The organism is Caballeronia sp. EK (assembly GCF_014384845.1).
Taxonomy (GTDB): Bacteria; Pseudomonadota; Gammaproteobacteria; order Burkholderiales; family Burkholderiaceae; genus Caballeronia; species Caballeronia jiangsuensis.
This window is the reverse complement of the sequence record NZ_JACSUE010000013.1, coordinates 72,637-95,143: the sequence shown is the minus strand read 5'-3', so window position 1 is coordinate 95,143 and position 22,507 is coordinate 72,637. Positions and strand designations below refer to the sequence as shown.

Annotated in this window: 25 protein-coding genes and 1 pseudogene; 13 read left to right on the top strand and 13 right to left on the bottom strand. The window is 60.3% G+C overall.

From position 1 onward, the window contains the following. Positions 1-130: 130 nt before the first annotated feature. Genes IAG25_RS31365 through IAG25_RS31355 form a run of 3 tightly spaced genes read right to left on the bottom strand, consistent with a single transcriptional unit; the run spans position 131 to position 2,747 of the window. Positions 131-1,285 carry a chain-length determining protein gene (locus IAG25_RS31365; RefSeq protein WP_255504075.1) on the bottom strand — a complete coding sequence of 385 codons (1,155 nt, stop codon included), beginning with the start codon at positions 1,283-1,285 and terminating at the stop codon, positions 131-133. Further along, positions 1,282-1,947 carry an ABC transporter ATP-binding protein gene (locus IAG25_RS31360; RefSeq protein WP_187608306.1) on the bottom strand — a complete coding sequence of 222 codons (666 nt, stop codon included), beginning with the start codon at positions 1,945-1,947 and terminating at the stop codon, positions 1,282-1,284. Before IAG25_RS31360 ends, IAG25_RS31365 begins: the two co-directional genes overlap by 4 nt. Continuing rightward, entirely contained in the window at positions 1,944-2,747 is an 804-nt protein-coding gene (locus IAG25_RS31355; protein ID WP_187608305.1) for an ABC transporter permease, read from the bottom strand. The genes IAG25_RS31360 and IAG25_RS31355 overlap by 4 nt, the downstream gene beginning before the upstream one ends. A gap of 90 nt (positions 2,748-2,837) precedes the next feature. On the opposite strand from IAG25_RS31355, the gene IAG25_RS41650 reads away from it, so the two are divergent. Both IAG25_RS41650 and IAG25_RS31350 read left to right on the top strand, forming a co-directional pair. Continuing rightward, on the top strand, positions 2,838-2,969 hold the full coding sequence (locus IAG25_RS41650) for a hypothetical protein (protein ID WP_255504074.1): 132 nt from the start codon (positions 2,838-2,840) through the stop codon (positions 2,967-2,969). 276 nt (positions 2,970-3,245) lie between these two features. Further along, positions 3,246-4,472 (top strand): capsular biosynthesis protein, encoded by a 1,227-nt coding sequence (locus tag IAG25_RS31350; protein ID WP_187608304.1) that lies wholly within the window; start codon positions 3,246-3,248, stop codon positions 4,470-4,472. On the opposite strand, the gene IAG25_RS31345 is transcribed toward IAG25_RS31350, so the two are convergent. Beyond that, positions 4,473-6,572: a phosphocholine-specific phospholipase C gene (locus IAG25_RS31345; protein WP_187608303.1), complete on the bottom strand. Its 2,100-nt coding sequence runs from the start codon at positions 6,570-6,572 to the stop codon at positions 4,473-4,475. 1,119 nt (positions 6,573-7,691) lie between these two features. Between IAG25_RS31345 and IAG25_RS31340 the strand changes: the two genes are divergently transcribed. Both IAG25_RS31340 and IAG25_RS31335 read left to right on the top strand, forming a co-directional pair. After that, positions 7,692-7,949, top strand: coding sequence for a type II toxin-antitoxin system ParD family antitoxin (locus IAG25_RS31340; protein WP_187608302.1), 258 nt, complete (start codon positions 7,692-7,694; stop codon positions 7,947-7,949). After that, positions 7,946-8,245: a type II toxin-antitoxin system RelE/ParE family toxin gene (locus IAG25_RS31335; protein WP_041733659.1), complete on the top strand. Its 300-nt coding sequence runs from the start codon at positions 7,946-7,948 to the stop codon at positions 8,243-8,245. The genes IAG25_RS31340 and IAG25_RS31335 overlap by 4 nt, the downstream gene beginning before the upstream one ends. A gap of 158 nt (positions 8,246-8,403) precedes the next feature. Here the strand turns inward: IAG25_RS31335 and IAG25_RS31330 are convergent, their stop codons facing one another. Both IAG25_RS31330 and IAG25_RS31325 read right to left on the bottom strand, forming a co-directional pair. Continuing rightward, entirely contained in the window at positions 8,404-8,703 is a 300-nt protein-coding gene (locus IAG25_RS31330) for a DUF4148 domain-containing protein (protein WP_062265583.1), read from the bottom strand. A 409-nt stretch (positions 8,704-9,112) separates the two neighbouring features. Continuing rightward, entirely contained in the window at positions 9,113-10,003 is an 891-nt protein-coding gene (locus IAG25_RS31325) for a hypothetical protein (protein WP_187608301.1), read from the bottom strand. Between the two features lie 342 nt (positions 10,004-10,345). Between IAG25_RS31325 and IAG25_RS31320 the strand changes: the two genes are divergently transcribed. Then, positions 10,346-10,753, top strand: coding sequence for a hypothetical protein (locus IAG25_RS31320; protein WP_255504072.1), 408 nt, complete (start codon positions 10,346-10,348; stop codon positions 10,751-10,753). Between the two features lie 134 nt (positions 10,754-10,887). Continuing rightward, positions 10,888-12,270 carry a hypothetical protein gene (locus IAG25_RS31315; protein ID WP_187608300.1) on the top strand — a complete coding sequence of 461 codons (1,383 nt, stop codon included), beginning with the start codon at positions 10,888-10,890 and terminating at the stop codon, positions 12,268-12,270. Positions 12,271-12,412: 142 nt separating this feature from the next. Here IAG25_RS31315 and IAG25_RS31310 read toward each other — a convergent pair whose 3' ends face one another. The 3 genes from IAG25_RS31310 to IAG25_RS31300 form a co-directional block, all read right to left on the bottom strand. Then, a complete protein-coding gene (locus tag IAG25_RS31310; RefSeq protein ID WP_086961707.1) occupies positions 12,413-12,721 on the bottom strand; it encodes a hypothetical protein in 309 nt (102 codons plus the stop codon). A 174-nt stretch (positions 12,722-12,895) separates the two neighbouring features. Continuing rightward, on the bottom strand, positions 12,896-14,104 hold the full coding sequence (locus tag IAG25_RS31305; RefSeq protein ID WP_187608364.1) for a hypothetical protein: 1,209 nt from the start codon (positions 14,102-14,104) through the stop codon (positions 12,896-12,898). Positions 14,105-14,215: 111 nt separating this feature from the next. Continuing rightward, entirely contained in the window at positions 14,216-14,656 is a 441-nt protein-coding gene (locus tag IAG25_RS31300) for an SET domain-containing protein (RefSeq protein ID WP_187608299.1), read from the bottom strand. A gap of 99 nt (positions 14,657-14,755) precedes the next feature. Between IAG25_RS31300 and IAG25_RS31295 the strand changes: the two genes are divergently transcribed. Next, a complete protein-coding gene (locus IAG25_RS31295; protein WP_187608298.1) occupies positions 14,756-14,959 on the top strand; it encodes a hypothetical protein in 204 nt (67 codons plus the stop codon). A 28-nt stretch (positions 14,960-14,987) separates the two neighbouring features. On the opposite strand, the pseudogene IAG25_RS31290 reads toward IAG25_RS31295, so the two are convergent. The 3 genes and pseudogenes from IAG25_RS31290 to IAG25_RS31280 form a co-directional block, all read right to left on the bottom strand. After that, positions 14,988-15,269: pseudogene (locus IAG25_RS31290) on the bottom strand (HU family DNA-binding protein); the annotation flags it as partial. Positions 15,270-15,338: 69 nt separating this feature from the next. After that, on the bottom strand, positions 15,339-15,614 hold the full coding sequence (locus tag IAG25_RS31285; protein WP_187608297.1) for a hypothetical protein: 276 nt from the start codon (positions 15,612-15,614) through the stop codon (positions 15,339-15,341). Between the two features lie 85 nt (positions 15,615-15,699). After that, the gene (locus IAG25_RS31280) at positions 15,700-16,716 is read right to left on the bottom strand and encodes a DNA-binding protein (RefSeq protein ID WP_187608296.1); all 1,017 of its coding nucleotides are present in this window, start codon (positions 16,714-16,716) and stop codon (positions 15,700-15,702) included. A gap of 140 nt (positions 16,717-16,856) precedes the next feature. On the opposite strand from IAG25_RS31280, the gene IAG25_RS31275 reads away from it, so the two are divergent. The 5 genes from IAG25_RS31275 to IAG25_RS31255 all read left to right on the top strand — a co-directional run bounded on the left by IAG25_RS31275 (position 16,857) and on the right by IAG25_RS31255 (position 20,312). Then, positions 16,857-18,077, top strand: coding sequence for a tyrosine-type recombinase/integrase (locus IAG25_RS31275; protein ID WP_187608295.1), 1,221 nt, complete (start codon positions 16,857-16,859; stop codon positions 18,075-18,077). 106 nt (positions 18,078-18,183) lie between these two features. Beyond that, complete coding sequence (locus IAG25_RS31270; RefSeq protein WP_187608294.1) at positions 18,184-18,453, top strand: DUF1488 family protein; 270 nt, start codon at positions 18,184-18,186, stop codon at positions 18,451-18,453. Between the two features lie 273 nt (positions 18,454-18,726). Further along, a complete protein-coding gene (locus tag IAG25_RS31265; protein ID WP_187608293.1) occupies positions 18,727-18,969 on the top strand; it encodes a hypothetical protein in 243 nt (80 codons plus the stop codon). A gap of 393 nt (positions 18,970-19,362) precedes the next feature. After that, the gene (locus tag IAG25_RS31260; RefSeq protein ID WP_187608292.1) at positions 19,363-19,848 is read left to right on the top strand and encodes a hypothetical protein; all 486 of its coding nucleotides are present in this window, start codon (positions 19,363-19,365) and stop codon (positions 19,846-19,848) included. Then, positions 19,845-20,312, top strand: coding sequence for a hypothetical protein (locus IAG25_RS31255; RefSeq protein WP_187608291.1), 468 nt, complete (start codon positions 19,845-19,847; stop codon positions 20,310-20,312). The genes IAG25_RS31260 and IAG25_RS31255 overlap by 4 nt, the downstream gene beginning before the upstream one ends. A gap of 284 nt (positions 20,313-20,596) precedes the next feature. Here IAG25_RS31255 and IAG25_RS31250 read toward each other — a convergent pair whose 3' ends face one another. Then, positions 20,597-21,067, bottom strand: coding sequence for a hypothetical protein (locus IAG25_RS31250; protein WP_187608290.1), 471 nt, complete (start codon positions 21,065-21,067; stop codon positions 20,597-20,599). A 180-nt stretch (positions 21,068-21,247) separates the two neighbouring features. Between IAG25_RS31250 and IAG25_RS31245 the strand changes: the two genes are divergently transcribed. Then, positions 21,248-22,030: a hypothetical protein gene (locus IAG25_RS31245; protein ID WP_222946730.1), complete on the top strand. Its 783-nt coding sequence runs from the start codon at positions 21,248-21,250 to the stop codon at positions 22,028-22,030. The last annotated feature ends 477 nt before the right edge of the window (positions 22,031-22,507 follow it).

Genomic DNA, 22,507 nt, shown 5'->3' with positions numbered 1-22,507 from the left:
TCTCAGGCGGCTGATGCTGGACGCATCGCCCCCGAGCTCACGGCTCGCAGAGGAAGCCGCTTGCGCGTGGCCGAAGCCGAGCGCGCAAAAGAGAAAGCAAGTCAGAGCAAAAGAACGAAGCATGAATCGGTCAGTCCCGGTGATCGCGGATGATCGCGCCGATCAGGTGAATGACACCGGCTACGAGCAAGGAAACGATGATGAAGACAACGATGTTGTAGAGACGGCGCGGCTCCATCGAGGCCTGCGGCAAGCTCGGCGACTGGAGTACCTGAACGCTCTTGATCTTGCGCGTCGCATCGACGCGCGACTTTTCGAGCGCGGCGAGTCCCGTCTTATAGACGTCTTCGGCGAAAGTCGCCTCGACCTGAAGACGATGCTGCTTTTCGGCCAGGTGATTGAGCGCCGTGCCGTTCTTGGATGCAACCCGGCCGCGCTCGAATTTGATCTGCTGCTGAAGCGCCGAGATTTGCCCTTCGATCTGCACGATGTCCGGCGCTTGCGGCGTCAGATAGCCGAGCATCGCGAGCTTCTGCGCTTCGAGCTGGCTGCGCTCGGCTTCGAGACGATCCACGACCTCCGAGACGCCTTTTGCCGTGGCAAGCGGCGAGGCCAGCCCGTTTTCGTTCTGGAATGCGATGAGACGCTTTTGCGCGGCGAACATGCGGTCGCGAATCGCTACCAGTTCGTTCTCGATGAACGAGACCTGCTGCTCCGCCACCGCGTTGTCCATGCGGTTCAAGTCCACCTCGCCCTCTTCCACCAGCATGCGCACGATCGACTGCGCCATCTGCGGCGTGTAGGCCTGCGCCGTCACCACGAGATTCTGGCTGTAGTCGTCGTAAGTCACCGACAGGCGGCCGAGCAGGTAACGCTGGAACTCTTCGTCCGGCGCCTTGCGATCCCAGAGAATCGACAACCAGTCGTGCTTGCGATCGCTGTAGTGCGTGCGCATGTCGAGACGGTGATCGAGCTTGCGCATCATGTCCATCGACAGAAGCCTGTCGCGAAACAGCATCATGTCGCGCGAATTGCCCGAGCCCGAGATCAGCGACAGAAGACCACTCGCCGTTTCGGTCGCCTCCACGTTCGTCCGTGTGACGACGATGTGCGCCTCCGAAACGTATTGATCCGACTCGATCGCCCCCCAGTAGAGCGATGCGAGACCGATCGCCGCGACCAGCAGCGTGCGCAGCCAGTGACGGCGCCAGCGCACCGCCTTGACACGCTCGCGCAGCGTAGGTTTGCGCGGCGCGATCACATCCAGAGGTAAATCCCGATTCATGCTGCAAGACTCTCTTTATAACGGGCAAGGCCTTCGGCCAGATCATCGAACCAGAGCGCCCGTCCTTCGTGCAGCCAGAGCGCCGTGTCGCAGAACGCCTTCAGGGTCCCTTCGTCGTGCGAGACCATGATCAGCCCGGCGCGCACGGCGATGTCGCGAAACGCGTCGCGCGATTTCTTGCGGAACGCCGCGTCGCCCACCGCAGTCAGTTCATCGACGAGATAGACGTCGAAATCGAAGGCGAGCGAGATGGCGAATGCAAGCCGCGAACGCATGCCCGAGGAGTAGCTCTTCACGGGGCGCTCCAGTGCATCGCCCAGTTCCGAGAACTCGCGGATAAACGCGATGCGCTGACGCAGCGCGTCTTCATCGACGCCGTGAATCCGCGCGATGAACTTCGCGTTCTGAGTGCCGGAAAGCGATCCCTGGAAACCGCCCGACAGCCCGAGCGGCCACGACACACGGCATTGCCGCGTCACCGTGCCTCTCGTGGGACGGTCCATGCCGCCAAGCAGATTGAGCAGGGTCGACTTGCCCGCGCCGTTGCGGCCGATCACGGCAAGCTTGGCCGTGCGGGGAATATTCAAGCTGACGTCTCTGAGCACGTACTGCTCGTCGTTGCTGCCTCGATAACGCTTGCTCATGTTGCTGACTACGATCATCGCTCCACCAGCCGCTTTGCGAATCGAACGTGAAGAAAGAGGCCAGCGAGAATCCAGCCGAAAACCCACGCCATCAAATAGGCGGGACTGACGAGGTCACTCGGACGGTAGTGCGCGAAATATCCGGCGCGCATCAGTTCGACGGCGTGCACGATCGGGTTGAAAAAGTACACGTGCTGCCAGGCTGCGGGAATCCATGAAGTCGGGTACAGCACGCTGGACCCGAAATAGATGATGCCGAACACCATCCGCGTCACCGTGCCGATCTCGTGGACCATCTCGGTCAGCACCGAGAGCGCGAGCCCGAGACCCAGCCCGAAGAGCCAGAACAGCGCGAACACGCCCGCCACCAGCAACGGATTGCCTATTGAGACATCGACGCCGAACAGCGCGAACGCGACGATCAGCACGACGCCGACCGAAAGAAAGATGAGCCCTTCGAGAATCGCGCGCGCGATGACCGCGTCGAGCGGCTTGATTTGCCGATAGACGAACAATGCACGGTTCGCCGGAATGGCGTCGATACCCCGCAGCGCAATGCTCTTCATCATGAAGTACGGCAGAAGGCCGAGACCGATGAAAAGCGGCGCATTCATGCCGGGAATCAGATGATGCTGGACGATGCCGTGCCAGATGATAAGCAGTACCAGATGCTCGGCCTGCTCGACGATGATCCAGACCCAGCCGCCGCGCCCCAGCGAAAGACGCGTCACCGCTTCGCGCAAAAAGAGCGCGTAGATGACCGAGCGCATCACGGCCCACGACGAACGAGGGCCGACGGAAGTCAGATTTCCATTCATCGCGTGCGCCGGTGCTCGTGACAGGCACGGCGAAACGCATGCGTCGACGGAATTCGGCTTTGAGGAACGGTCCGGGCATCGAAGTTTCCGATGAAAGACGACCCGTCAGAATTACCGACGCGCCGCCTGCCCTCGCATCCAATGCGCATTTTCCTCGACGAACTCATTACGCTGTTATTACAAACCCTGTTAGAAATGTGGATTATGCGTTACATTCTTTGACATTGCAAAGTAAGAAATGCGCATGCTGCCCCTTGACGTTACCGCTTTTCCATTCCAGTAAGGCAAAACGAACAGATTCGAACCAAAAAATGCCGACGGGGCAGATGTCAGCTAGTCGCCAAGAACCACTGCAATCCCGGTAACAATTACTCAAAAAATTTTCATATGTCCGCTCATGCCTTTGCCGGTTCAAGGCTTGATGAACTCAGTCGCCATCAAAATCTGTTGCTTCTCCAAGGTCCTAACGGACCATTTTTCGAGCAGCTCGCCGGTCGCATGCGTGAACTCGGCGCATCCGTCACGAAGGTCAACTTCAACGGCGGCGATTCGTTTTTTTATCGGGATTCCTCAGCGATTAGATATCGGGACCGCGCCAATGCATGGCCCGGCTTTCTTCGGCTTCTGATCGAGCAGCGGAGCATTCGCGCGATCTTGCTATTCGGGCAATATCGGCCGATGCATCAGGCGGCACTCCTGCTCGCGCGTGAAATCGGCGTGACGGTCGTGGTCTTCGAGGAAGGCTATATGAGGCCATGGTGGATCACCATGGAAGAAGGCGGCGTCAATCATGCTTCGCAGCTCTGCACGGTCGTGCCCGCCGCGTTGCCGACCTATCCGCAGATTCAGCGGCCGCGTCAGTTCCGCCTGGCGTTCACGCGAATGGCCTGGTATTCGTTTCTTTATTTCGCGGCGGGCATGTCGGCGCATCGTCTATATCCGCATTACGAGCACCATAAGCCGTTTCGATTAGCGGAAATGTTTCGCTGGCTGCGCTCCGCCTATCGCAAGCATGTGTACCGGTCGAGAGAGCGGCAGACCATCGGGCTCCTGCTCGACGCTTATGGGCCCGATTTCTTTCTGGTTCCGCTGCAGATCAGCACCGACAGTCAGATCGTGCATGCGAGTGACTGGCAGGATAACGACGCTTTTATCGAAGCCACGATCCGTTCTTTCGCCGAGCACGCATTCGATTCCGATCTACTTGTTTTCAAGCATCATCCGCTCGAACGGGGACATGCCGACTACGAACGCGCGATCGGCACGCATGCGCGGCGGTATGGAGTCGGCGAGCGCGTGCGCTACATCCACGACGGCCATGTTCCCTCGCTACTGAAGCGCAGCAAGGGCGTGGTGACGATCAATTCGACGGTCGGACTGCAGGCGCTCTATCACGGCGTGCCGGTGTGCGTGACGGGCTCGGCATTCTACGCACGGCCGGGAATCGTCGAGTCCGTCGTGATGGACGACTTCTGGCAAGAGCCCGTCGAACCGAATCGCGCGCACTTCACGCGCTTTTATCGCTACATGATGCATACGACGCAGGTCAACGCGTCGTTCTATGTGGTCTCGAGCCTGCGCGCGCCGAGGCGCGAATTCGCCCGCGGGGTCTTGATGCGCTTCGCCGGCGCGGGTGCCGCGATGCTCCTGTTCGGTTCCGGCGAAGCGCCCTCTTTCGTCGAGAAATCGCTGGCGTGGCTGACCTACGCGCTGCACGGTTTCTGATCAATCCAGCGCGGTGACGGGGACGGTCGCGGCGGGGTCGGTGATGCCGGCCTCGCCGTTCTCGAGATGCCCCGCGAAGCGACGCAGGAACGCTTCATCTTCAGCGATCGTCACACTCAGGTCGTACCAGCGCGAACTGCGCTCCAGCGGCCACGTTTCGACGCGCTCGGCTTGCGCCGCGAGGCTCAGCTTGCGCGCCTGTGCGCCATAGGCGTTGTCCGCGATCGTGACATGCGCGCTCGCACCGCTCGCATTGGCGAGCCTGATGCGCAAGCCCGTGGCCTTGATGTCGTAATCGACGGACACCCCGACACGTCCTCCCTCGCTTGTGCCGCGCAAGCGCCGCACGAAACCATTCGGCCCGTGGATCTCGTATTCGTACTTGCCCTCCGGAGGCAACGGTACATCGGCCGTAAGCGACTTGCCCGCTTCGACTGTAAAGCGCCACGGCCCGTCGTTGCTGGCGATCGCATATACGTAGAAGTGCGCGCCTTGCCGGCCGGTGTTATCGAAAACGAACTCGAATGAGCGGCCGTCGCGGGCCACGGCGCCGTTCGCGTGCAATTCGTAAGGCAACGCGCGCGCCGGGCGCACGCCGGGTTCCTGCGCGTCGATCGTCATTGAAACCGCGGGAACGACAGGCCTGGGATTGACCATGCACTGCCGCGTGGCTTCGGAGACCTGCGCGCTCGCATTCGGCAGCGAGGGCATGCGCGCATCGCGCGCGCTGAAATCGAACGCCGAAGTCAGGTCGCCGGAAACGGCGCGTCGCCACGGCGTGATGTTCGGTTCATGCACGCCGAATCGCGTCTCGATGAAGCGAATGATCGACGTGTGGTCGAACACCTGGGAACAGACGAATCCGCCCTTGGTCCATGGCGATATGATCGTCATCGGCACGCGCGGACCGAGTCCATAAGGCAGACCGTCGGCGGTATAGGCTTTGCCCCGCCGGGGATTCACGGCCGTATGCAACTCCTCGTCGATCCGGACGGTCGAGCGTCCCTGCGCATCGTTGGCGGGAGGTTGAGGCGGCGGAACGTGGTCGAAGAAGCCGTCGTTCTCGTCGTACATCAGGAAGAGCACGGTCTTGCTCCAGACCTCCGGATTGGCCGTGAGCGCGTCGATCACTTGTTCGATATACGCGGCGCCGAACGCCGGCATGAAGTTGGGATGTTCCGAGTAGATCGCCGAAGGCAAGAGCCACGAGACTTGCGGGAGCTGGTTCGCCATGACGTCCGCGCGCAGATCGGCGATCGTACGCGCCGTCAGCGCGCGGTCGTAGAGCGGGTTTCCGCGCTTCGCCTGGATGTAGTTCTCGAAGTTCTGCAGGATGTTGGTGCCGAAGTTTCCCTGATAAAGGTCGCGACCCGTCGTTCCCTGCTGATAGATCCGCCACGTCACACCCGCTTCCTGCAACCGCTCCGGATAGGTCGTCCACGAAAGCAGTTGATACTCCGGCGGCTTGTGATTGCTGACGTAGACGTTATTGTCGAGCAGCGGGCCGCCCTTCGCGCCGCTGGGATCGACGGTGCCGGACATCAGATACGCGCGGTTAGGGAATGTCGGGCCGGGCATCGAGCAGAAGTAGGCGTCGCAGACGGTGAACGCATCGGCGAGCGCGTAGTGGAACGGGATATCGCCGCGCAGGTGATAGCCCATCGACATGTCGGTCTTGTTGGCCGGCCAGCGATCGTTGCGTCCATTGTTGATTGCGCGATGCGTCGGATACCAGGCGTGATCGAGATCGCCGAAGCACTGGGCGCTCGTCGTAGCAGTGTCGAGATGGAACGGCAAAACGGGCTTCCCAGGGTCCGCCTTCGACGGCTGGCACCACACAGGCTGACCGTTCACGAGCGGTACAGGAAATCGGTCGTTATAGCCACGCACCCCGCGCAAGTGACCGAAGTAGTGGTCGAATGAGCGGTTCTCCTGCATCAGTACGACGATGTGCTCGACATCCGCGATCGTGCGAGTGGGGGATGACGCGGGAATTGCCAAGGCTTTTCGGATCGACTCGGGCACCGCGCCCATAGAGGCTGCGGCACCCGCAGAGACCAACAACCGGCCGAGGAAACGGCGGCGATTCGCAGAAACCATACGTCTAATTCAGCTTCCAAATGTGTTCATCGTACGTCATGCAACGCATTGAACGCGAAAGAACGCGACGTTACGTGGCCGCAAGGTGCACGCTTGACCGCCGCAGGGATCACCATTACCCGGTCGCGGAAGTCTAGCGCAGATATCAGGTGGGGGTGTAGCGGTACTCCGTCCACACTGGACCCGGTCTGCCTCGCTTTTTTCGGCGCACAACAAAGCGCGCAGCAAATTGCGAGCGCTACTGCGATCGGTCGCTCATCGCCATACTCTTCGGCTCGAGAAATATCGCAGCCTCAAATGATGCTCGAACGGTAGCGCACAAACCTTCAGGATCGGCAATGCGACAAGAGCTTGAACGCAGCCACCGCGGTCGCTCATTGCCTGACATCCTCCGGATGAGTGATCCTTTCGCGCACGGCGGATTGTTGAAATGGTTGACGCTGCCACCGGCGCTATTCGCACACGGATGTCGGTTGCTTAGTGCGGAGCCGACTTCCGAACGTCCCTGTGAAACCGCGAGACAGAGTCCGTAGTTGACCGTCAAGACTCGTTCGAGCCCCCCGACGCCGGCGATCAGCTGCCTCGAATCGCGAATGACCGTAAAGCGGCGCGCTGCAGCCGCACGGCGGATGAGCGGCGAACGTCGGCAAAGGCCGATTAGCGAGCAGTGCGGCCCTCCTCTTTTCGCCGACTTCGTTGACGGGCCGGGAATCGCCGCAAAAGCGGCAAGCAATGTGCCTTGTGATGGTTGCCCCGCCGCGCTTCAGGGCTGCCCGTGATCGCGGATCTGGCATGTGGAGACAAACGCCGACAGCAGCTTGTCGCCGCCTTTACCGATCCGGCTGCGTGCCTCGTCAATGCCAACATCGTGCACGGAGTGCGCGAACGCTTTCCGCTAGGCCCTGCAAGGTGCAGGTTCGCGGGCGATCGCGGAGCCGATGGACTTCTACAACCGTATCGTCCCACTTCTCGTCAGCGGTCTTTTTTTGAAAACCATTGACACCGGCCTCCTCGTGCACCGATGTCTGCCAGCTGTCCTTTCAGCAGACGGCGCTGACTAGGCTTGATAATAGTTAATAAGTGTTATACTGTGGGATGACTAGCCTGGAGAGCACAACCATGATTAGTGCAGACCTTGGACAACAGCTTGAGGGATTCATCACGAAGCTGGTCGAAACGGGACGGTACGGCTCAAAGAGCGAAGTGTTGCGCGAAGGCGTGCGATTGATCCAGGATCGCGAGACGCAGCTTGCCGCGTTAGATGCCGTGATCGAGCGCGGCACCGTTGATTCAGATGCTGGCCGAGGAAAATCCGCCCGACAAGTGTTCGACCGGCTTGAGGCTAAGTATCAGGCGATGATCGACAGCAAGGCATGATTGTTCGCATCTTACCGGCTGCGGAAGCCGAGCTTGAGGCCATCGGCGACTACATCGCCCGCGACAATCCACGCCGCGCCTTGAGCTTCGTTCTTGAGATGCGTGACAGGTGCATGAGCCTTGCAGATATGCCGCTCGCCTACCCGCTCGTGCCTCGATACGAAGATCGCGGCGTGCGACATCGTGTTCACGGCAGCTACCAGATTTTCTATCGCGTCACTGGGCAACCCGAGCGCATTGACGTAATTCACGTCCTACATAGCGCCAGAGACATCGCCGCTATCCTTTTCCCCTAGACACACCCACGAAAAAAGGCCCAGGACGAGTTAGGTGCTGGGCAACCCATCGGCTACGCCGGTGGCGGAGGTGCTATTAGGCAAACTGGCCGTCTGCAGTACCACCACAGCGGCCAGTCCTCTTGTAGTGAGCAAGAGCCTCTTGCTCTGCCGGTCGATTAGTGACCGAAATAGACAGGAGCGATGCTATTGCCGGTGTGAGCTGGGCCGCCCGAAGCCGACGCAGTGTCAGCCACGCCGCCGTAGCTCGTTTGCCCGGTCTGCGCCGCGACCTTCGCTTCGGCTGCTTGAATCTCGGCCGGATAGGTCACGCGATCCATGCTCGGGTTATATCCAGCGCGTTCGAGTTGGACCAGTTCTGCCTTAACTTGCGCGCGGGTCAGCGGTTGGCTTTGAGCGAACGAAGAAACTGCCGGAATAGCGAGTGCAGCGGCGACGACGAGAGTTGCGAGTTTCATGATACTTACCTCCGAGTCTTGTTTTTCGCAAACAGCCCTGTTTGCGCTTCAGTGACTTCAGTATAGGTAAGCAGCCGCTTAAAATTAATGAGCTTTTGAACAACAAATACTTGTTATATTCGGGATAACCCTATGTCACCGCTACTGAGCGGTGACAATTTCGCTGATTTCCGATGCGACGTTGTCGCATCCGTCGGGCATGCGCGACACCGGAACCATTGACACGCTCGGGAGGCGCGCGACGTCCTGCACGATCGGTGATCCAATGTCTACCGGAAGTGCAAACGTCACAGTCCGCATCGCCTTTCCACGCGCAGCCGAAAGTCTGCAGCGAAGATTTCCGAGTCAGTGAGTCGGTTTTCGTTCGGGACGCGGTGGTCCAAGGCCCGGCAACGTACGCGGCGTGGTCTCATCGGTGCTGCACGTTCCGCGTTGCCATGTATATGTCAAAAAGGCCCGAATGCAGGCGGCGGATCTCTTGACGCAGGGCAATCAGTTCGTGCTGTTCGCCTTCACGTTCCCGACGCAGAATCTCTCCGAGTAAGGCAGTCGCACGCGATGCCGGCAGATCGCGCTGTACGCGCGCCTCGCCGAGCCTGCCTGTGACTGCCGGTTTGATGATCAGCAGCCACGCTGGAAACCACGCGTAATCTTCGCTTTCGCCTGTGCCTCGGAAATCTGCATCAAAGCGTCGACGCAGCACGTTGAGCGAAGCGTCCTGCAGGGTGACGATGAGCGGGGTGAACCGGGCCGGCGCCAACCACGCCAACTCCGCAATTAGCGGCCACGCAGCATCGACTCCGGCGGAACGATAGCGCGCCTCGGTCATCCACGCGAGCGGCGATGGAATGCGCCACCAGGACTCAATCGATTCGATAGCATCGCTTGCAGCGGCCCAGTCACCTGCCCGAAGCCACAGAGGTGCGGCGTGACTGTCCGGGTCACCGGCACGGTACCTCAACGCTGCGGCGCGCTGAGCGAGTTCACGCCAGCATTGTGTCATCCACAACTGGGCGTACCGCTCGGGCAAAACTTGTCGGGCAGCGTGCGCCACCTCATTCTCAAAGTGACGGCAGATCACGGCCAACTCAGCGTGGTCGGTCACGGCGAGCGTTGATGCGTTCTCAAGTTGCTGGACAAGCACCGTCATGGAAGGCAGGGCACTGTCGCTCGGGTATTCGCCGGCGAGCACTGTGAGTGCCGTTCGCGCCGCGGCGGCGTCGCGAAGCTGCAACTGCTCCACCACATCATTGCGCAGCGCTACGTCCCGGCTGTCGGCAAATATGTCGAGTTGCTGCATTGTCGTCGCGCTCAAGAAGGTCCATGAAGACGATACAGGCTAATCGATTTCGCCGCGTCGAAGAAGCTGCCATGGATCGTTCGACGAAACGCTGCGCTGATTATCGACTGCCAAAAGAAGAGCGACGCATTATTCAGATGCCCCCAAGTTCGCCGACGCACAAATGGTCGGGCTGTCCGTGCGCCAACGAGGCACGCGCCACAATAACGCTCCCTTCCAGCCTGTTATGATTTTGCGGCATCCGTTTTCCAGGCACCTCCAGTTCCTTCGTTCCCGATGTCATCTCGTCGCCCTTCCTCGCAAGCTGCTCGGTCGTTGTCTCGCAAACCGCTCAGCAAAGAGATGCTGCTGCCCCTGCCTCCGTCGGCGGCGCAGACCGTCGCGTTATCGAATCACTTGACGTTCGCCGCCTGTCGGGTCGGCGCTGGATCGGCCTATCTTTTCAACGAGCTTATCCAACTCGTCTACGGCACGTTCTTTGTGCAAGATGCGGGTTATGGCGACACGGATGTAATTATTTATGCACGCGCTGAAGCGGCTCTCGAGCGCGGCTTGGAACGCGCCGAGCTAGAGCGACGGTGGAACCTTGAGGCGGCGGATCTGCCGTTGTTCGAAGCGTTGTTGCAGCAGGCGGACCGTCAACTAGCGAGCGCGCCAAGATATGTTCATGTTGCTGCACGGGACAGGCTCAAACGGTTCGCCACTAGCGGGCGCGCCTCGCCGCTCCCGTCCACGGCGGCACGCCACTAATCGCAATCGGCCACGCAGCGCGAAAGTGCCCATTAGCACCACACTCTACGCGTGCGTGGCGATAGTCGCTCAGCCCGAACGACGGCCGATATAATGGACCGCGGAAATTTCACGCATCGCACCGGAGTTCTCCTATGAGTCAAACCCGCGGACCGAATGCGGGATATCGAGGCAAGCCAAACAGTCGCCGCCAACCTCATCACCTGACGAATCAGAAGCACCCAGCGCGACGCCAACCTCCTCCAAGAGAGACTAATGGCGGAGCCACGCCGGCGTCGATTATTAAGACTCGTTCCTTGAGATTCCTCGTCGATGCGGTCGGCGCGGAGAATATCGCGCTGGGGCTCGACTCAAGCATGACCCGGATCGCCGAACTGATGCGCGGAGAGCGATTCACGCCCGAGACCGCCTTCCACATGGAAACGACGCTTGGGCTGCCTTCCGGCTTTTTCGACCAACTTCATCCGGTCCTTTCCCCGGAGACGATTGCGCGCCTGAAGGCGCCGCTCGAGTTCGTCCATACGGACGAGATGACCGATGAAGGTGACATCGAGGCAACACCCATTCTTTCAAGTGCGCAGAAGCCATCGCTGCTTGTCAGCAGTTCGCCCAAGGATATGACCATGCCGTCTAAGAGTTCTAAAGAAGCGTCGGGTGCGCCCAAGACCCGTGTCCAAAAGGCTTCTGCGCCGACAAGCGGTCACGCTGCAAGAGCAGGAGGTTCGCCCACACCGCATCAGTCGCATCAAGTGGCCGGGCGGAAACAAGCAGCGCAACGAAACGGCGGTGTGACCGTAGAGCGCATCAGGCAGGCCAACCTTCACGTTCTCACCACACGCAACGGTTCGAAGGTCAAGCTCGGCGCAGTCTTGGGTTTGAGCGGATCGAATATGGCGCACCGACTCCACGGTAAAAAGCGCATGGATGATGCTGAAGCCGAGCGCTTCACCGCGGGGCTGGGTCTGCCTGCGGGGTGGCTGGACACACCCCGCGCCGAAGCCGATATTCCCGAGTCAGTCGCGCAGCTGCTCGCGCCCGCATCACGCGCGCGCGCGCCGGGTCAAGCACAGGCGCCCACCGCCGCGGCGGCGTATGAGGACACACCGGTCGCAGCCACTCCGACGAGCGAAAACGATCGAGCTGTACCTAGCATCACGAGCGATCCGCACACCGAGCCATTGCCAACTGATGCGGCGGGCGACGGCGGCAGCGTTGCGAGCGCTCAGCACAAGAACGTCAGCAGCGCAGTTGCGATGCGCGCCGACGGTCCCGTGGAACGCATCGAAAGCCACACGCCAGCAGCCGTTTCCGCACCGGTGGCGTCGCAGCCTGCGGTTGCAATGTCACCGCCCGCTGACACGCCGTCCTCCCCCACTTCCGCGACCAACTTGGACGGTCTCGATGGGATCTCACCTATCGCAGAGGCGCTCCTGAAGACGCTCGCCGGCAAGGCACGCACCGGTCGCTTGGACGAATTGAAGGCGTTGGAGTTATTACAACAGGCGGTTCTGCTCTAGCGGCAACGTCACGACCTATGAACACAGGGCGCCAGGACAATCGAATTCGCGCTGCGCGCGGGGCTTCGTGCGCGAATGCCGAGTTGTCGGGGTCGACGCGTAAGAACCGCATCGGTCACAGACCGCTTGCCGGCCTCACTCACTACGCCACGCGGCGTCCGTCGCCCGCGCCGACGTCCGCCTGTCCTTGTGCGATATTCTCGACGTCAATCTCAAGCGCGGACAGCCGGGCAAGTTGGACGGGAAGCAACATGTAGCCAATGCGAAGCTCATGCAGGCGCACTTTCCAATACCGAACGCTTATCGGCAACGGAACGGATGTTGCCCGTACTGCCGTCACCACTTTCTGTATATGCGCGAGTTCACGATCCGCTTCCAGGGACGTCCGCTTCGGCACGTCGGCTGAAGTATCCGGCACTTGATGATTTCGCTTTGCTACGATTGACTTCATACGCTGTGCGTCTCCTGATCCGTTGAGACCAGCGTATCGAGGCTCACGAGAAGTCAAGGAAGCATGCGGGGGCGTGTCGGACCGTGTCGCTGGAGGGTAGGTCCTTGCCGGGCTCACGCAAAGGCGCAAGCGGCGCCGACGCGCTACGTCAGCACAAACCTGTTCTCTTCTTGTCTAGCGCCGGTCGGCCTCCATGCGCGTGTGCAACGCTCGCCCAACCAGCGAGTCCGCATTGCGAATCAGGCTTCGCACGCAATCGTCCACCGCTCCTTTAGAGACCTGATTCGCACTTGCCGCGGCGATGAGGGCATCATAGGCATCGGTGACGTCAGTCATCGACACCTCATAGCCGTAGCCGGCCTCCATCCATTGCAGTGCGCACAGCGCACAGTCCATCGCGAAACGGGACTGCTTCGTCTCGAAATCTCGCGCGGCGCGTATGAGCGTCTTGGGATCGGTGGGGCTCTGTCTGGACAGCGCAATGGCCTGATCGAACAGCCCGGCGTCTTTGGCGGCGGCAAACCATTTGCCTTCGGACCCAGGCTCGCTTCGAACCAGGTCCGATAAGATCGTTGCCGGGGCTTTCCCGGGATATTTCTTGGTGATCGCGCGGAAAGTTGCGAGGTACGTGCCTGCACGATTGGCGGCAAACGCATAGCGCTCGTAGGCCTCCTCGGTCATGCCGGACTCGAGGAGGATCGTCTCGCAGGTGCGCGCGATTGCGGATTCGGGCGCATTCAGCCCTCGGCTCGCTTCAGCAAGGCGAAGTGCGTCGCCCGGACGTCCGAGGCAGACCAGCGCGTCGACGGCCCAACGCCGATACCACCAGGAACTTAGGCGATCGCGCCGCACAAGCTCAACGATTTCCTCGAAGCGGCCGGCTGCGTAGAGCGCACTCAAGCACGGCACCACGCCGACGAAGTAGTTGAATCCTTCCGCCTCCAGCACATGGGTGACGAGCGGCAACAACCGGTCGGCCCAGTCAGATGCCAACGAGGGCGTCACGCACAAGGTTCCCCAGTGTTCGCCGAGGCTCTCAATGTAGGGCATCTGATCGTCCTGCAACGCCTCGAAAAGCCTTTCCAGCCAGCGCTCCCGTGCTGCGGGCGCAACGTCGGCGGCGGCAATCAGTGGGACGAGCGCCTCGATTGCACGATTGACCGCGCTGCCCAGTGCGCCCGATGAACTATCGACGTGCTCGAGTGCAGGCGACAGTTTTTCAAGAAGAAGAACAGCGCCGTCGGCCGCGAGCGCGCGATCGGTGCGGGCGACCGAACGAATCTCGGAGACCGCCTCCTTCAGGCGTTGGATGGGCAGCGACGATCTCCATCCGAATGCGTTGCGTCGAAAGCGCGAAGCGAAGGTCCATTTTGAGGAGGGCATGACAGTCACGTTCCGGCAGCATTTCAGTGCGTCGAAGTCGTCGCGGTCGCGAGCAGGTCCGTAGTCGGGATGCGATAGTCGGTGGTGCGTGGTCACCATTCGGTCGGCGGTTCAGGACCCGGCCAGCATCGTCCCTCGACAGGCGTGGGAACCGCAGCGGCACGCATACAGGGTTTTGAGCGCAGCAGTTTTTCGCCCTTCCACAAAAAGTCGATAGTCGATAAACAACTCTTCGCCCGGCTTGATGTCGCGTAGCGCGTGGAAGAAAACCCGGCTGCCATCTTGCTCGGTGTCGCAGTTCGGCGCGCAACTGTGATTGACCCATCGCGCCGAGTTGCCGCCCTGCGCGCCGTCGATCACGCGCCCGTCGTCAAGGTCGAAGTAAAACGTGTGGCCGTCCTCGGCGGCCGAACGCGCATACTGGCGCTGCGCTTGTGCCCAAGACACGCGCTTGCCCTTGTATTCCAGGACTGTCTCACCAGCCCCGATCTGGGTGAGTGCAAATACACCGCGTCCGTGGACCGGCGAAGAACGTACCACGATGCGGCGCATAACCTTTGCCCTCTCTGTTTGTGCCGTAGCCGGCTAAACGATGTGGTATCGCCGCTGCGAATTGGCATAATGCGATCGACGCACGAGCTTTGACGCCCTATGCCTTCTTCGACCGGTCGCAGCCGCATAAAACGCAAACCGCCTCGCGGCACGCTTGTGCGCTATGAGGACCGCATCGTCGAGGTGCTGGGCGAAGCGCGTGGCCAACGGATCATGATCCGGTCGATTCACGCGGACGGCACCGAACGCCTCACGGCAGTCAAGCTGACCAATCTGCGGCCGTTGGACGACCAGCTCTTCTAAGCGGCGGCATGACTGACGCCGCCCTGGTTCACGCTTGGTTGACGGCGTCTTTGAAACCCTTGCCGGCCGTGAATTTGACGGTCTTGGCTGCCGCAATCTCGATCGTCTCACCGGTCTGCGGATTTCGACCCGTTCGTGCGGCCCGCTCGCCGGCCCCGAACGATCCGAAGCCGATCAGCTGAACGGCGTCACCGGCAGCCACTGCTTTCGAAATCGTCTCAAAAACGGCATTGATGGTCTCTTCGGCCGCGACCTTGCTCGTACCCGACTCCGACGCCACGGCGTCGATCAGTTCCTGCTTGTTCATTGAAGTCTCTTCCTCACTGTGAAAACGAACGCGATCTTACCGAACCGCGACGAAAATAGGTGACCGTCGCTGCTACGAGGCTGCGTCGGTCGCATCCAGATCGAACAGATCCGAGGTGGTGCTCTGAGCGGCGAGCAGTTCGGGCAGAGCACCCTTTCTAACCTTTGCCAGCGTGTCCGGCGACAGCCAGATTTCTTCCATCGCATCGATGCCTTCCTCGATCATTCGCTGCAGAAAGAACGATTGTTTCCGGCCCGTTGCCTCTGCCAGCACCCGCAAGCGCTGTTCGATGACGGGGTCGATGCGCACTGCTACAACCCGCAATTTATTCTCTGCCGATCTTCTCATCTGTTCGCTCCTTTTGACCGTCGGCGCGACTGCAACGCCAACTGGCCGTGGACCGCGCCGCCCCGCAGCGCCATCCGATCATTATCTACGGGCGACCTTTCACGCTCGCCGTTTTGCCAGCCACTGCCTTGCGGGCGGCTCGCCTGGCTGGCGGGGTGGCTTCGGCAGTGGGCAGACGTCGCGTGGACGGCCGCGCCGTTGTGCGCAGCGCCTTCAGCTGCTCCTGAAGCGACTGATGCGCCGCTTCGAGCGCGGCGAGCTTGCCCTGAAGTACCCCGTTCTGATGGCGCGTGTCGCCCTGCTGCGCCTGCAGCGCTTCGACGGTGCGACGATGCTCGGCCTCTCGCTTGTCCGCCCGCTTGGCCACCTCGGCCACTTCCTTCTGAGCCTTGGCCGTGACGCTGCGTTCCCGATCGATCTCCAGGAGCGCCCGCTTTTCCGACGCGCGCAGGCGCTCCTCGGCACGGCTCGCGGTCTCGCGAAGCTTCTCCAGATCACGCGAGAACGTGTCGCGCACCTTCTCCAGCTCCCGCTCGCGCGCGACTGCCTCTTCGCCGAGACGCTTGATCTGCGCCTCAAGCGCTTTACGCGTGGCGGCCTCTTCTGCTTGCTGTCGCTCCAATTCCCGAATCTCGACCTGGGCCGCTAGCAGTGCCGCGGTACGCTGCTCCAGCGCCGTTTCCGTGCGACCCAGTTCTTCCCGTGCGGCGACGACCTTTTGCTCTGCCTCGGCGCGACTCGCTTCGACTTCGTCGCGCAGGGACGTCAGTTCGGCCTGTGCAGACGTCGCCGCCCGAGTCCAGAGCGTCCCGATCAGCTCGCCCGCCGCTTCGCTTAAGTCCGTCGGCAAGTCCGGGTGCTCGATGCGCACCCGGCTTTTCTCGCGCAGCTCTGCCCAGAACTCGCTCAACACGGAGGCCGGCGTGCTCATGGTGCCGCGGCGGACCAGGTTGTAGAGACGATTGGCGGTCGGCGCGACGCCGAAGCGGAAAAACAGCAGCGCACACACCTCACGGTAGAGTTCGCGCGTCTTGGGGAATTCGATCTTGAGGCGCTCGATGTCCGCCGCGAGACGGGTTTCGTCGGAAAGTGGTTCGGACATAAACGGGTAAGAGCCGAGGATGCAATGATAATACAACGTATTTCGCTGTTTATCCAACTCATCGGCGCTTTCGATTTGACATTAACCGTATAATGTTGATATTCCTATGCCGAGCTGTCGCCAAAACGAACGTGACTTCCATGCCCGCTGCGCCGACCTCACCACCGTATGCACTGCAGCCGACACCGCTCGAGACGCTCGTCATTCCCCCCGAGCTCGATGGGTCCGCGGGGCTCAATCGGGCCGTGACAGGGCGCGCCCAGATTGCCGCCGATCAAGACCTCGATGCGATCCGCGCATGGCTGTCACGCTTTGTCGACACGAAAACCACCTTCGAGAATTACCGCAAGGAAGCCGAACGGCTCCTGCTCTGGTCGGTCGTCGAGATGGGCAAACCCCTCTCTTCTTTGACCCATGAAGACTGCTTGCGCTATCAGCAGTTTCTGGCCGACCCGCAGCCTGCCGGCACGTGGGTGGCCGGGGGCGGCCGCAAGCATCCACGCAGCGACGCGCGCTGGCGGCCGTTCTACGGCCCGCTGTCGCCGTCCAGTCAACGCCAGGCGACTGTCATCCTGAACGTGATGTTCTCGTGGCTGGTGCAGGCCGGCTACCTTGCCGGCAATCCACTGTCGCTCTCACGCCAACGCACGCGCCACGCGGCGCCTCGTATCACCCGCTATCTGGAGCCGAGCGTGTGGCAGGAGGTCAAGGACTTCATTGCGACGATGCCCAAGCAAACGGACCGGGAAAAAGCCCACGCGTACCGCGTCCGATGGTTATTCACTCTGCTCTATCTCGGCGGCCTGCGCATTGCAGAGGTCGGCGCAAATACCATGGGCCAGTTCTTCGTGCGACACGATGCGGACGGCGCGCTGCGCTGGTGGCTGGCCGTGCACGGCAAAGGCGACAAGCAACGGCTCGTGCCCGCGACCCGCGAGATGATGATGGAACTGTCCCGCTATCGGCAGCACCTCGGCTTGAGCGCCCTGCCGTCGCCCAGCGAAGACACCCCGCTCGTCCTGCCGATAGGCGCCACGGCGTCGAACGAACGCGCCCAGACGTGCGCGCCGCTCACGCGCGCGGCGCTTCACGCCATCGTCAAGGACGTCTTTGCGGGCGCTGCATCGCGCCTACGTGAACGCGACGATGCGCAAAGCGCGCGGGCCGATCTGCTCGAAAAAGCTTCCGCGCATTGGCTCAGGCACAGCGCCGGCTCGCACATGGCCGACCAAAAGATTGACCTGCGCATGGTGCGCGACAACCTCGGCCACGCTTCGCTGACGACGACCAGCATCTACTTGCACGTCGACGACGATCGGCGCCATCAAGAGACCGAAGAAAAGCACCGGGTAGACTGGTGACTGAACCGGACATCATCGGTGTCTTGCGCCCGTTCGAGCGGCACGTCTCCCAAACCGGGCGAGGTCATGCCAAAATCGCTTGACCGCGCAACACGATGAACTCGCCATGGAAGCCCTTGACTTTGAAGCACAGATTTCGACTAACCGACGCGGCGTGACCTTCGTCCTAGCGGGAAAGAACGGCGCGGTCGAATGCATGATTGTGCGTGCCGCGCTGGAGGCCTGTTTCTGGCTGCCAGCCGATGCGGATGATGCCAAGATGTTGAAGACCTTCCACGATGGCGTCCACCGTATTCACGCCGTTGCGCATCGCAAGCTACTCGCGCGTCCCTCGACGCGCCTCGAATTAACGACGGCCGACTTCTCCCGCGGCTGAGCGAGAGTCGCTAGTGGCATGTGTTGCTGGCGCAGCTGTGGAGGTCGTTCGCGGGGCAGACGATTAGTTGCAAAATTGTGCGGTCGCCGACCGCCATCTCGCGGCCGTTTCTTTGAGAGATTGCCGAGCGACGCTCTGTGCCTTATTTTTCGGTGGGTGTGCATTGCCCTTCCCCGTTGGGCGGACATCCTCTGTCGTGTCGCGGATCGATCGCGTCGCGAAACCGGATTCTTCGCGGCGGGCCAAATTGCCTATATCTTCGGGATTCAAAACATGAGCAACCAGGTTCCCAAAGTGATCGCGCATGCACCGGGCTCACCCGGACAATTCAGCGAACTCGCCGCACAAGTCAGAGAGGCAACGGGCGCCGCCTGCGTAGCTCTGATAGTCGTCGACGCCGCCGGAAATGGTGGCTACAGCATCGCCGGCCCTCTCGACGCTCAACTCAGCATTCCGCACACGCTCGAAGAGGTCGCTCTCCAGCTCCGCTCACAACTTGCGAGCTCCATCCAGTAACACGCGCCCACGATCGCGGCCGAACACAGCGCTGCTTACTCACAGCGCCCCAAGGGGCGAAATCGACCCGTTGCCGACGCTCAAGCCGATTGCTGTGTAACGGCAGGTATGGGAGAACAACGGTCCCCTGTCACTCTTGGCGCCCGGCATGTTATCGGCGGCCCTGTCATTCGCTCTGCCGGATTTGAACGCGGTGCGGGCCCTCCTGCCTTCCCTCCGCGCTACCGCCCTTACTAGGCGGTACGCACTCGAGACGGGGCGGGGACTTCCCGCCCGGACTCCCGCTGCGCGGGACGCGGACGGGACTCGCTCGCATCTCCCACTTCTCCTTGCTGGGCAACGCGGGCGCACTGGTATATTTGACTAATCCGAAAACCGGGTGGGCCTCGTCATATGCCGACATTCCACAAGAGCGACATCGCGCGAGCACAGCTTGAAACAGCTGTGGACATCTTCCTGAAAGGTCTCAGTTACCACTCAGTCATCACGCTCGCGGGCGCGGCAAGCGGAATACTGGACGGCCTTGTACTAGCGGCGAACAAGGAGCCGTTCATAGACTATGCGCGGCGGGTTCACGCCGAGCTACAGGGTCAGATGCCGGGTCGAATCAAGTTTGCCCACTACATCGAGAAGATGTTCGGTATCTCATCGCACAAGCACATGCACAAGACCGGCACGGATGCGGTTGAACTAGACCTCAAACGGCAGGGTGCAAACGCACTAACTAAAGCAATCGGCGACTACATTGCGTTGAACGGACAGGAAGAGCCGTTCGTTAAGGCGTTCCTGCAACGGTCTTGGGTGACTATGGACGGCCAAGGTCTAATGAAGAAGTATGCCGAGTTACCTACGAGGATGAAGCCGAAAACAGAATCATGACCAAGACCTACACTCGACTTCAAATCGCGGCGGACCAGCTTCGTGCGGCCGTCGGCCTTTTCGTTGCAAGTCGCGACCGTTTCTCGGTGATCACGCTCGCGGGCGCAGCAGACGTCATCCTTTCCCAGCTCGTTCTCAATACCGGACAGGAGAATTTCACCGACTCGATCATTCGAATGGAAGTCGAGAAGGGCGGGCCTGAGCGAACGCGAGCGGAAGTCGGCAAGGCGGTCAACGACATGCTCCTCATTAACGCTTTGAAGCATTTTAATAGGGGCGAAGACGGGACTGTGGAAGTAGGCAACTTGGACGAGACCGCGCTCGCCGTCATCCTCAAGGCGATGGCGAACTACGTTGTGCTTGCAGGAAAGAAGGAAGACTGGGTACAAGCCTTCTTCTTTTGGATTCGACAGAATCTCGACGTGAAGAAGTACGATCCAAACTGGGTTGAACCGAAACCTTAAGCCAAGCCACAAATAAACTTTGCAGTAATACCTTCTCCGGGTGGTCCGCCGCGGGCCTAGCCGAACCCATCTCCGACAGCGGATGAGCCGTACTGAGTCCGACGGCGTCCGGCCCAGTTCGCTCCCTTTCGGCCGTTCGCCGCGCGGAAGGCCGGTGATCTTTTGGTGAAATACAGCAGTCATCCTCCTGTTGCCGTTGAGGAACAGTCATCGGCCGTTGCTGCCTTTGTCCATCGCGAAGCCGGCCATTCAGAACGGAGGACGCCCCTAAAACGGCACTTCCGCTAGCGGCCAAAAAGAGCTCCGGTCCGGTCATACGAGAAAGCCGCATTGGCTTTGATAACGACTTCAGAGCGTTTATTCCACCAAACGTAGCCTGGTGCGGCATATTCGCGTATCTCATCTACAGCGTGGCGGAGTTCAACATGGGTCGGCTCGTTGGGATTCAAATGCAGAAGAATCAGGTTATAAAGCTGATCTTCCTTTATAGACAGTTGGTGGAGCTCCTCTGTAAGCGGCTGATTGTTTCGTCGGCACACATCTTCACATCTGGCCAGCTCGGAGATAGTTGTTAGGTGTTCGGCCAGTGCATTCTGCAAAGCAGCAATCGTTGCCTGAACGACGCCAACATTGAGCGTTGACAGGGTATTGGTGCGTGTAACCCTCAAAGTTAGGTACTGCATGATCGCACTTGCAACTACAGCTATGCCGGAAACTGCAACACTGAACATTGTGGACGCGACGGGATCTGACATTTTGAACCTCCTGGCGGAACGATCCAGAACAGCAATTCGAACTCAATGTCCAAGCTTTCGCAAAGCCCGTTCGTACAACTCCCTCACACCGAACGAATCACGCGCAAGCCTTAGGTCTATATTACGGATTCGCCGCTCCGCTCTTCTGACAACCGGGGCGATCCAGTCCAAAACGCAAATATGAAAAACAAAATGCCGACATTGCTTTCATTTTCCTTTTCGTCTGACTGGGCGGACAAGATTTATACATATGCGAACATAGTAGCCATATTCGCGGCCTGTCTCGCGGCCGTCTGCACGTTTTTGTCGTTTCGTAGTAGCCAGATTCGAGATTACTACGCGGACCAGAGACGCGTCCAATATGAGGCGATGTCGGAGACCGCTAGAAAGGAAGCAGCCCGCGCCAATGAGAGCGCCGCGGTGGAAAACGAAAAGACCGAAAAGTTACGCGAGTCCAACCTGATTCTTCGGCAACAGGCGGAACACGAGCGGGCCGAACGCCTAAAGCTTGAGGCAAAGGTCGCCCCTAGAACCATGCCGCCGGAATACGCCGTCCGAATGGCGGCGGCAGCAAATGAGTTCTGCCCGCGCATTGGTCGAGTTGCGGTGACCGCGGCGAATGGTAATCAAGAGGCGCAGGCTTATGCTTCAGTATTCGTGCGAATCCTAAGGGACGCAGGTTGCCACTCGGAATTGAGCTTCCCGATACCGGGGCTTCGCCCCGACATCCAGGGCGTGCATATCGGAGTGCGGGATGTGGCCAACATGCCGGAAGAAGCGCGATTGCTATTGCAAATGCTCACGGCTGGGAATGTATCCCACGACATCGGCACGGTCGAGAAAGGGTTCTCTCCCGACGAAAGCTTTGTATTGGTTGTGGGTGCAAAGCAGGTACTACAGAAGCGATGCAGGTTAACTAACATCGCGGTCCGCCGAAGTCGCTCGGCATTTGCGACGTTCTGACGGCAGACGGCAGACGGCAGACGGCAGACGGCCGATTATGCGCTGCTGGCAATGGAGCAATTTACGTCCGCTCCCTGGTGCGGAAGCGACGCCTGAATGTCCACGCAGACTAGGAAGTCAATGACCCCATATGGCCCGGGTCCTGCCGGATATTCGACCTTCACGCTTCAGCAGTTGATGACGTTTCAAGTTGGGTCCTGACGTTCGACGGTGGACGCTGCTAAGGCTGTCTAAGGCGTCAATCCGGCCTTCGTCGGTTAGAAGAAACTAGGCCATACTGGTCCCCAATTTTCGATAGCCTGACTAGCGTTCCCAGCGCAGTGTCGCTTGCAAACTCCTTGCTTCCTTCCTTAGTGACACCTATAACTGCGGAAGAGTGCTCATCGTCCGAGCCTTCATCAGTATCAGGAATCGTGACGTGACTAAGTGCAAGCGGCGAGCATGCCCATGCAGAGGTACGATATTAAGAATATGCCT

Excerpts from the sequence above, each read along its gene's own strand:
- IAG25_RS31365 (WP_255504075.1), bottom strand. The coding sequence starts at position 1,285 with ATGAATCGGGATTTACCTCTGGATGTGATCGCGCCGCGCAAACCTACG.
- IAG25_RS31360 (WP_187608306.1), bottom strand. The coding sequence starts at position 1,947 with ATGATCGTAGTCAGCAACATGAGCAAGCGTTATCGAGGCAGCAACGAC.
- IAG25_RS31355 (WP_187608305.1), bottom strand. The coding sequence starts at position 2,747 with ATGAATGGAAATCTGACTTCCGTCGGCCCTCGTTCGTCGTGGGCCGTG.
- IAG25_RS41650 (WP_255504074.1), top strand. The coding sequence starts at position 2,838 with ATGAAAGACGACCCGTCAGAATTACCGACGCGCCGCCTGCCCTCGCAT.
- IAG25_RS31350 (WP_187608304.1), top strand. The coding sequence starts at position 3,246 with ATGCGTGAACTCGGCGCATCCGTCACGAAGGTCAACTTCAACGGCGGC.
- IAG25_RS31345 (WP_187608303.1), bottom strand. The coding sequence starts at position 6,572 with ATGGTTTCTGCGAATCGCCGCCGTTTCCTCGGCCGGTTGTTGGTCTCT.
- IAG25_RS31340 (WP_187608302.1), top strand. The coding sequence starts at position 7,692 with ATGATTAGTGCAGACCTTGGACAACAGCTTGAGGGATTCATCACGAAG.
- IAG25_RS31335 (WP_041733659.1), top strand. The coding sequence starts at position 7,946 with ATGATTGTTCGCATCTTACCGGCTGCGGAAGCCGAGCTTGAGGCCATC.
- IAG25_RS31330 (WP_062265583.1), bottom strand. The coding sequence starts at position 8,703 with ATGAAACTCGCAACTCTCGTCGTCGCCGCTGCACTCGCTATTCCGGCA.
- IAG25_RS31325 (WP_187608301.1), bottom strand. The coding sequence starts at position 10,003 with ATGCAGCAACTCGACATATTTGCCGACAGCCGGGACGTAGCGCTGCGC.
- IAG25_RS31320 (WP_255504072.1), top strand. The coding sequence starts at position 10,346 with ATGCTGCTGCCCCTGCCTCCGTCGGCGGCGCAGACCGTCGCGTTATCG.
- IAG25_RS31315 (WP_187608300.1), top strand. The coding sequence starts at position 10,888 with ATGAGTCAAACCCGCGGACCGAATGCGGGATATCGAGGCAAGCCAAAC.
- IAG25_RS31310 (WP_086961707.1), bottom strand. The coding sequence starts at position 12,721 with ATGAAGTCAATCGTAGCAAAGCGAAATCATCAAGTGCCGGATACTTCA.
- IAG25_RS31305 (WP_187608364.1), bottom strand. The coding sequence starts at position 14,104 with ATGCCCTCCTCAAAATGGACCTTCGCTTCGCGCTTTCGACGCAACGCA.
- IAG25_RS31300 (WP_187608299.1), bottom strand. The coding sequence starts at position 14,656 with ATGCGCCGCATCGTGGTACGTTCTTCGCCGGTCCACGGACGCGGTGTA.
- IAG25_RS31295 (WP_187608298.1), top strand. The coding sequence starts at position 14,756 with ATGCCTTCTTCGACCGGTCGCAGCCGCATAAAACGCAAACCGCCTCGC.
- IAG25_RS31285 (WP_187608297.1), bottom strand. The coding sequence starts at position 15,614 with ATGAGAAGATCGGCAGAGAATAAATTGCGGGTTGTAGCAGTGCGCATC.
- IAG25_RS31280 (WP_187608296.1), bottom strand. The coding sequence starts at position 16,716 with ATGTCCGAACCACTTTCCGACGAAACCCGTCTCGCGGCGGACATCGAG.
- IAG25_RS31275 (WP_187608295.1), top strand. The coding sequence starts at position 16,857 with ATGCCCGCTGCGCCGACCTCACCACCGTATGCACTGCAGCCGACACCG.
- IAG25_RS31270 (WP_187608294.1), top strand. The coding sequence starts at position 18,184 with ATGGAAGCCCTTGACTTTGAAGCACAGATTTCGACTAACCGACGCGGC.
- IAG25_RS31265 (WP_187608293.1), top strand. The coding sequence starts at position 18,727 with ATGAGCAACCAGGTTCCCAAAGTGATCGCGCATGCACCGGGCTCACCC.
- IAG25_RS31260 (WP_187608292.1), top strand. The coding sequence starts at position 19,363 with ATGCCGACATTCCACAAGAGCGACATCGCGCGAGCACAGCTTGAAACA.
- IAG25_RS31255 (WP_187608291.1), top strand. The coding sequence starts at position 19,845 with ATGACCAAGACCTACACTCGACTTCAAATCGCGGCGGACCAGCTTCGT.
- IAG25_RS31250 (WP_187608290.1), bottom strand. The coding sequence starts at position 21,067 with ATGTCAGATCCCGTCGCGTCCACAATGTTCAGTGTTGCAGTTTCCGGC.
- IAG25_RS31245 (WP_222946730.1), top strand. The coding sequence starts at position 21,248 with ATGAAAAACAAAATGCCGACATTGCTTTCATTTTCCTTTTCGTCTGAC.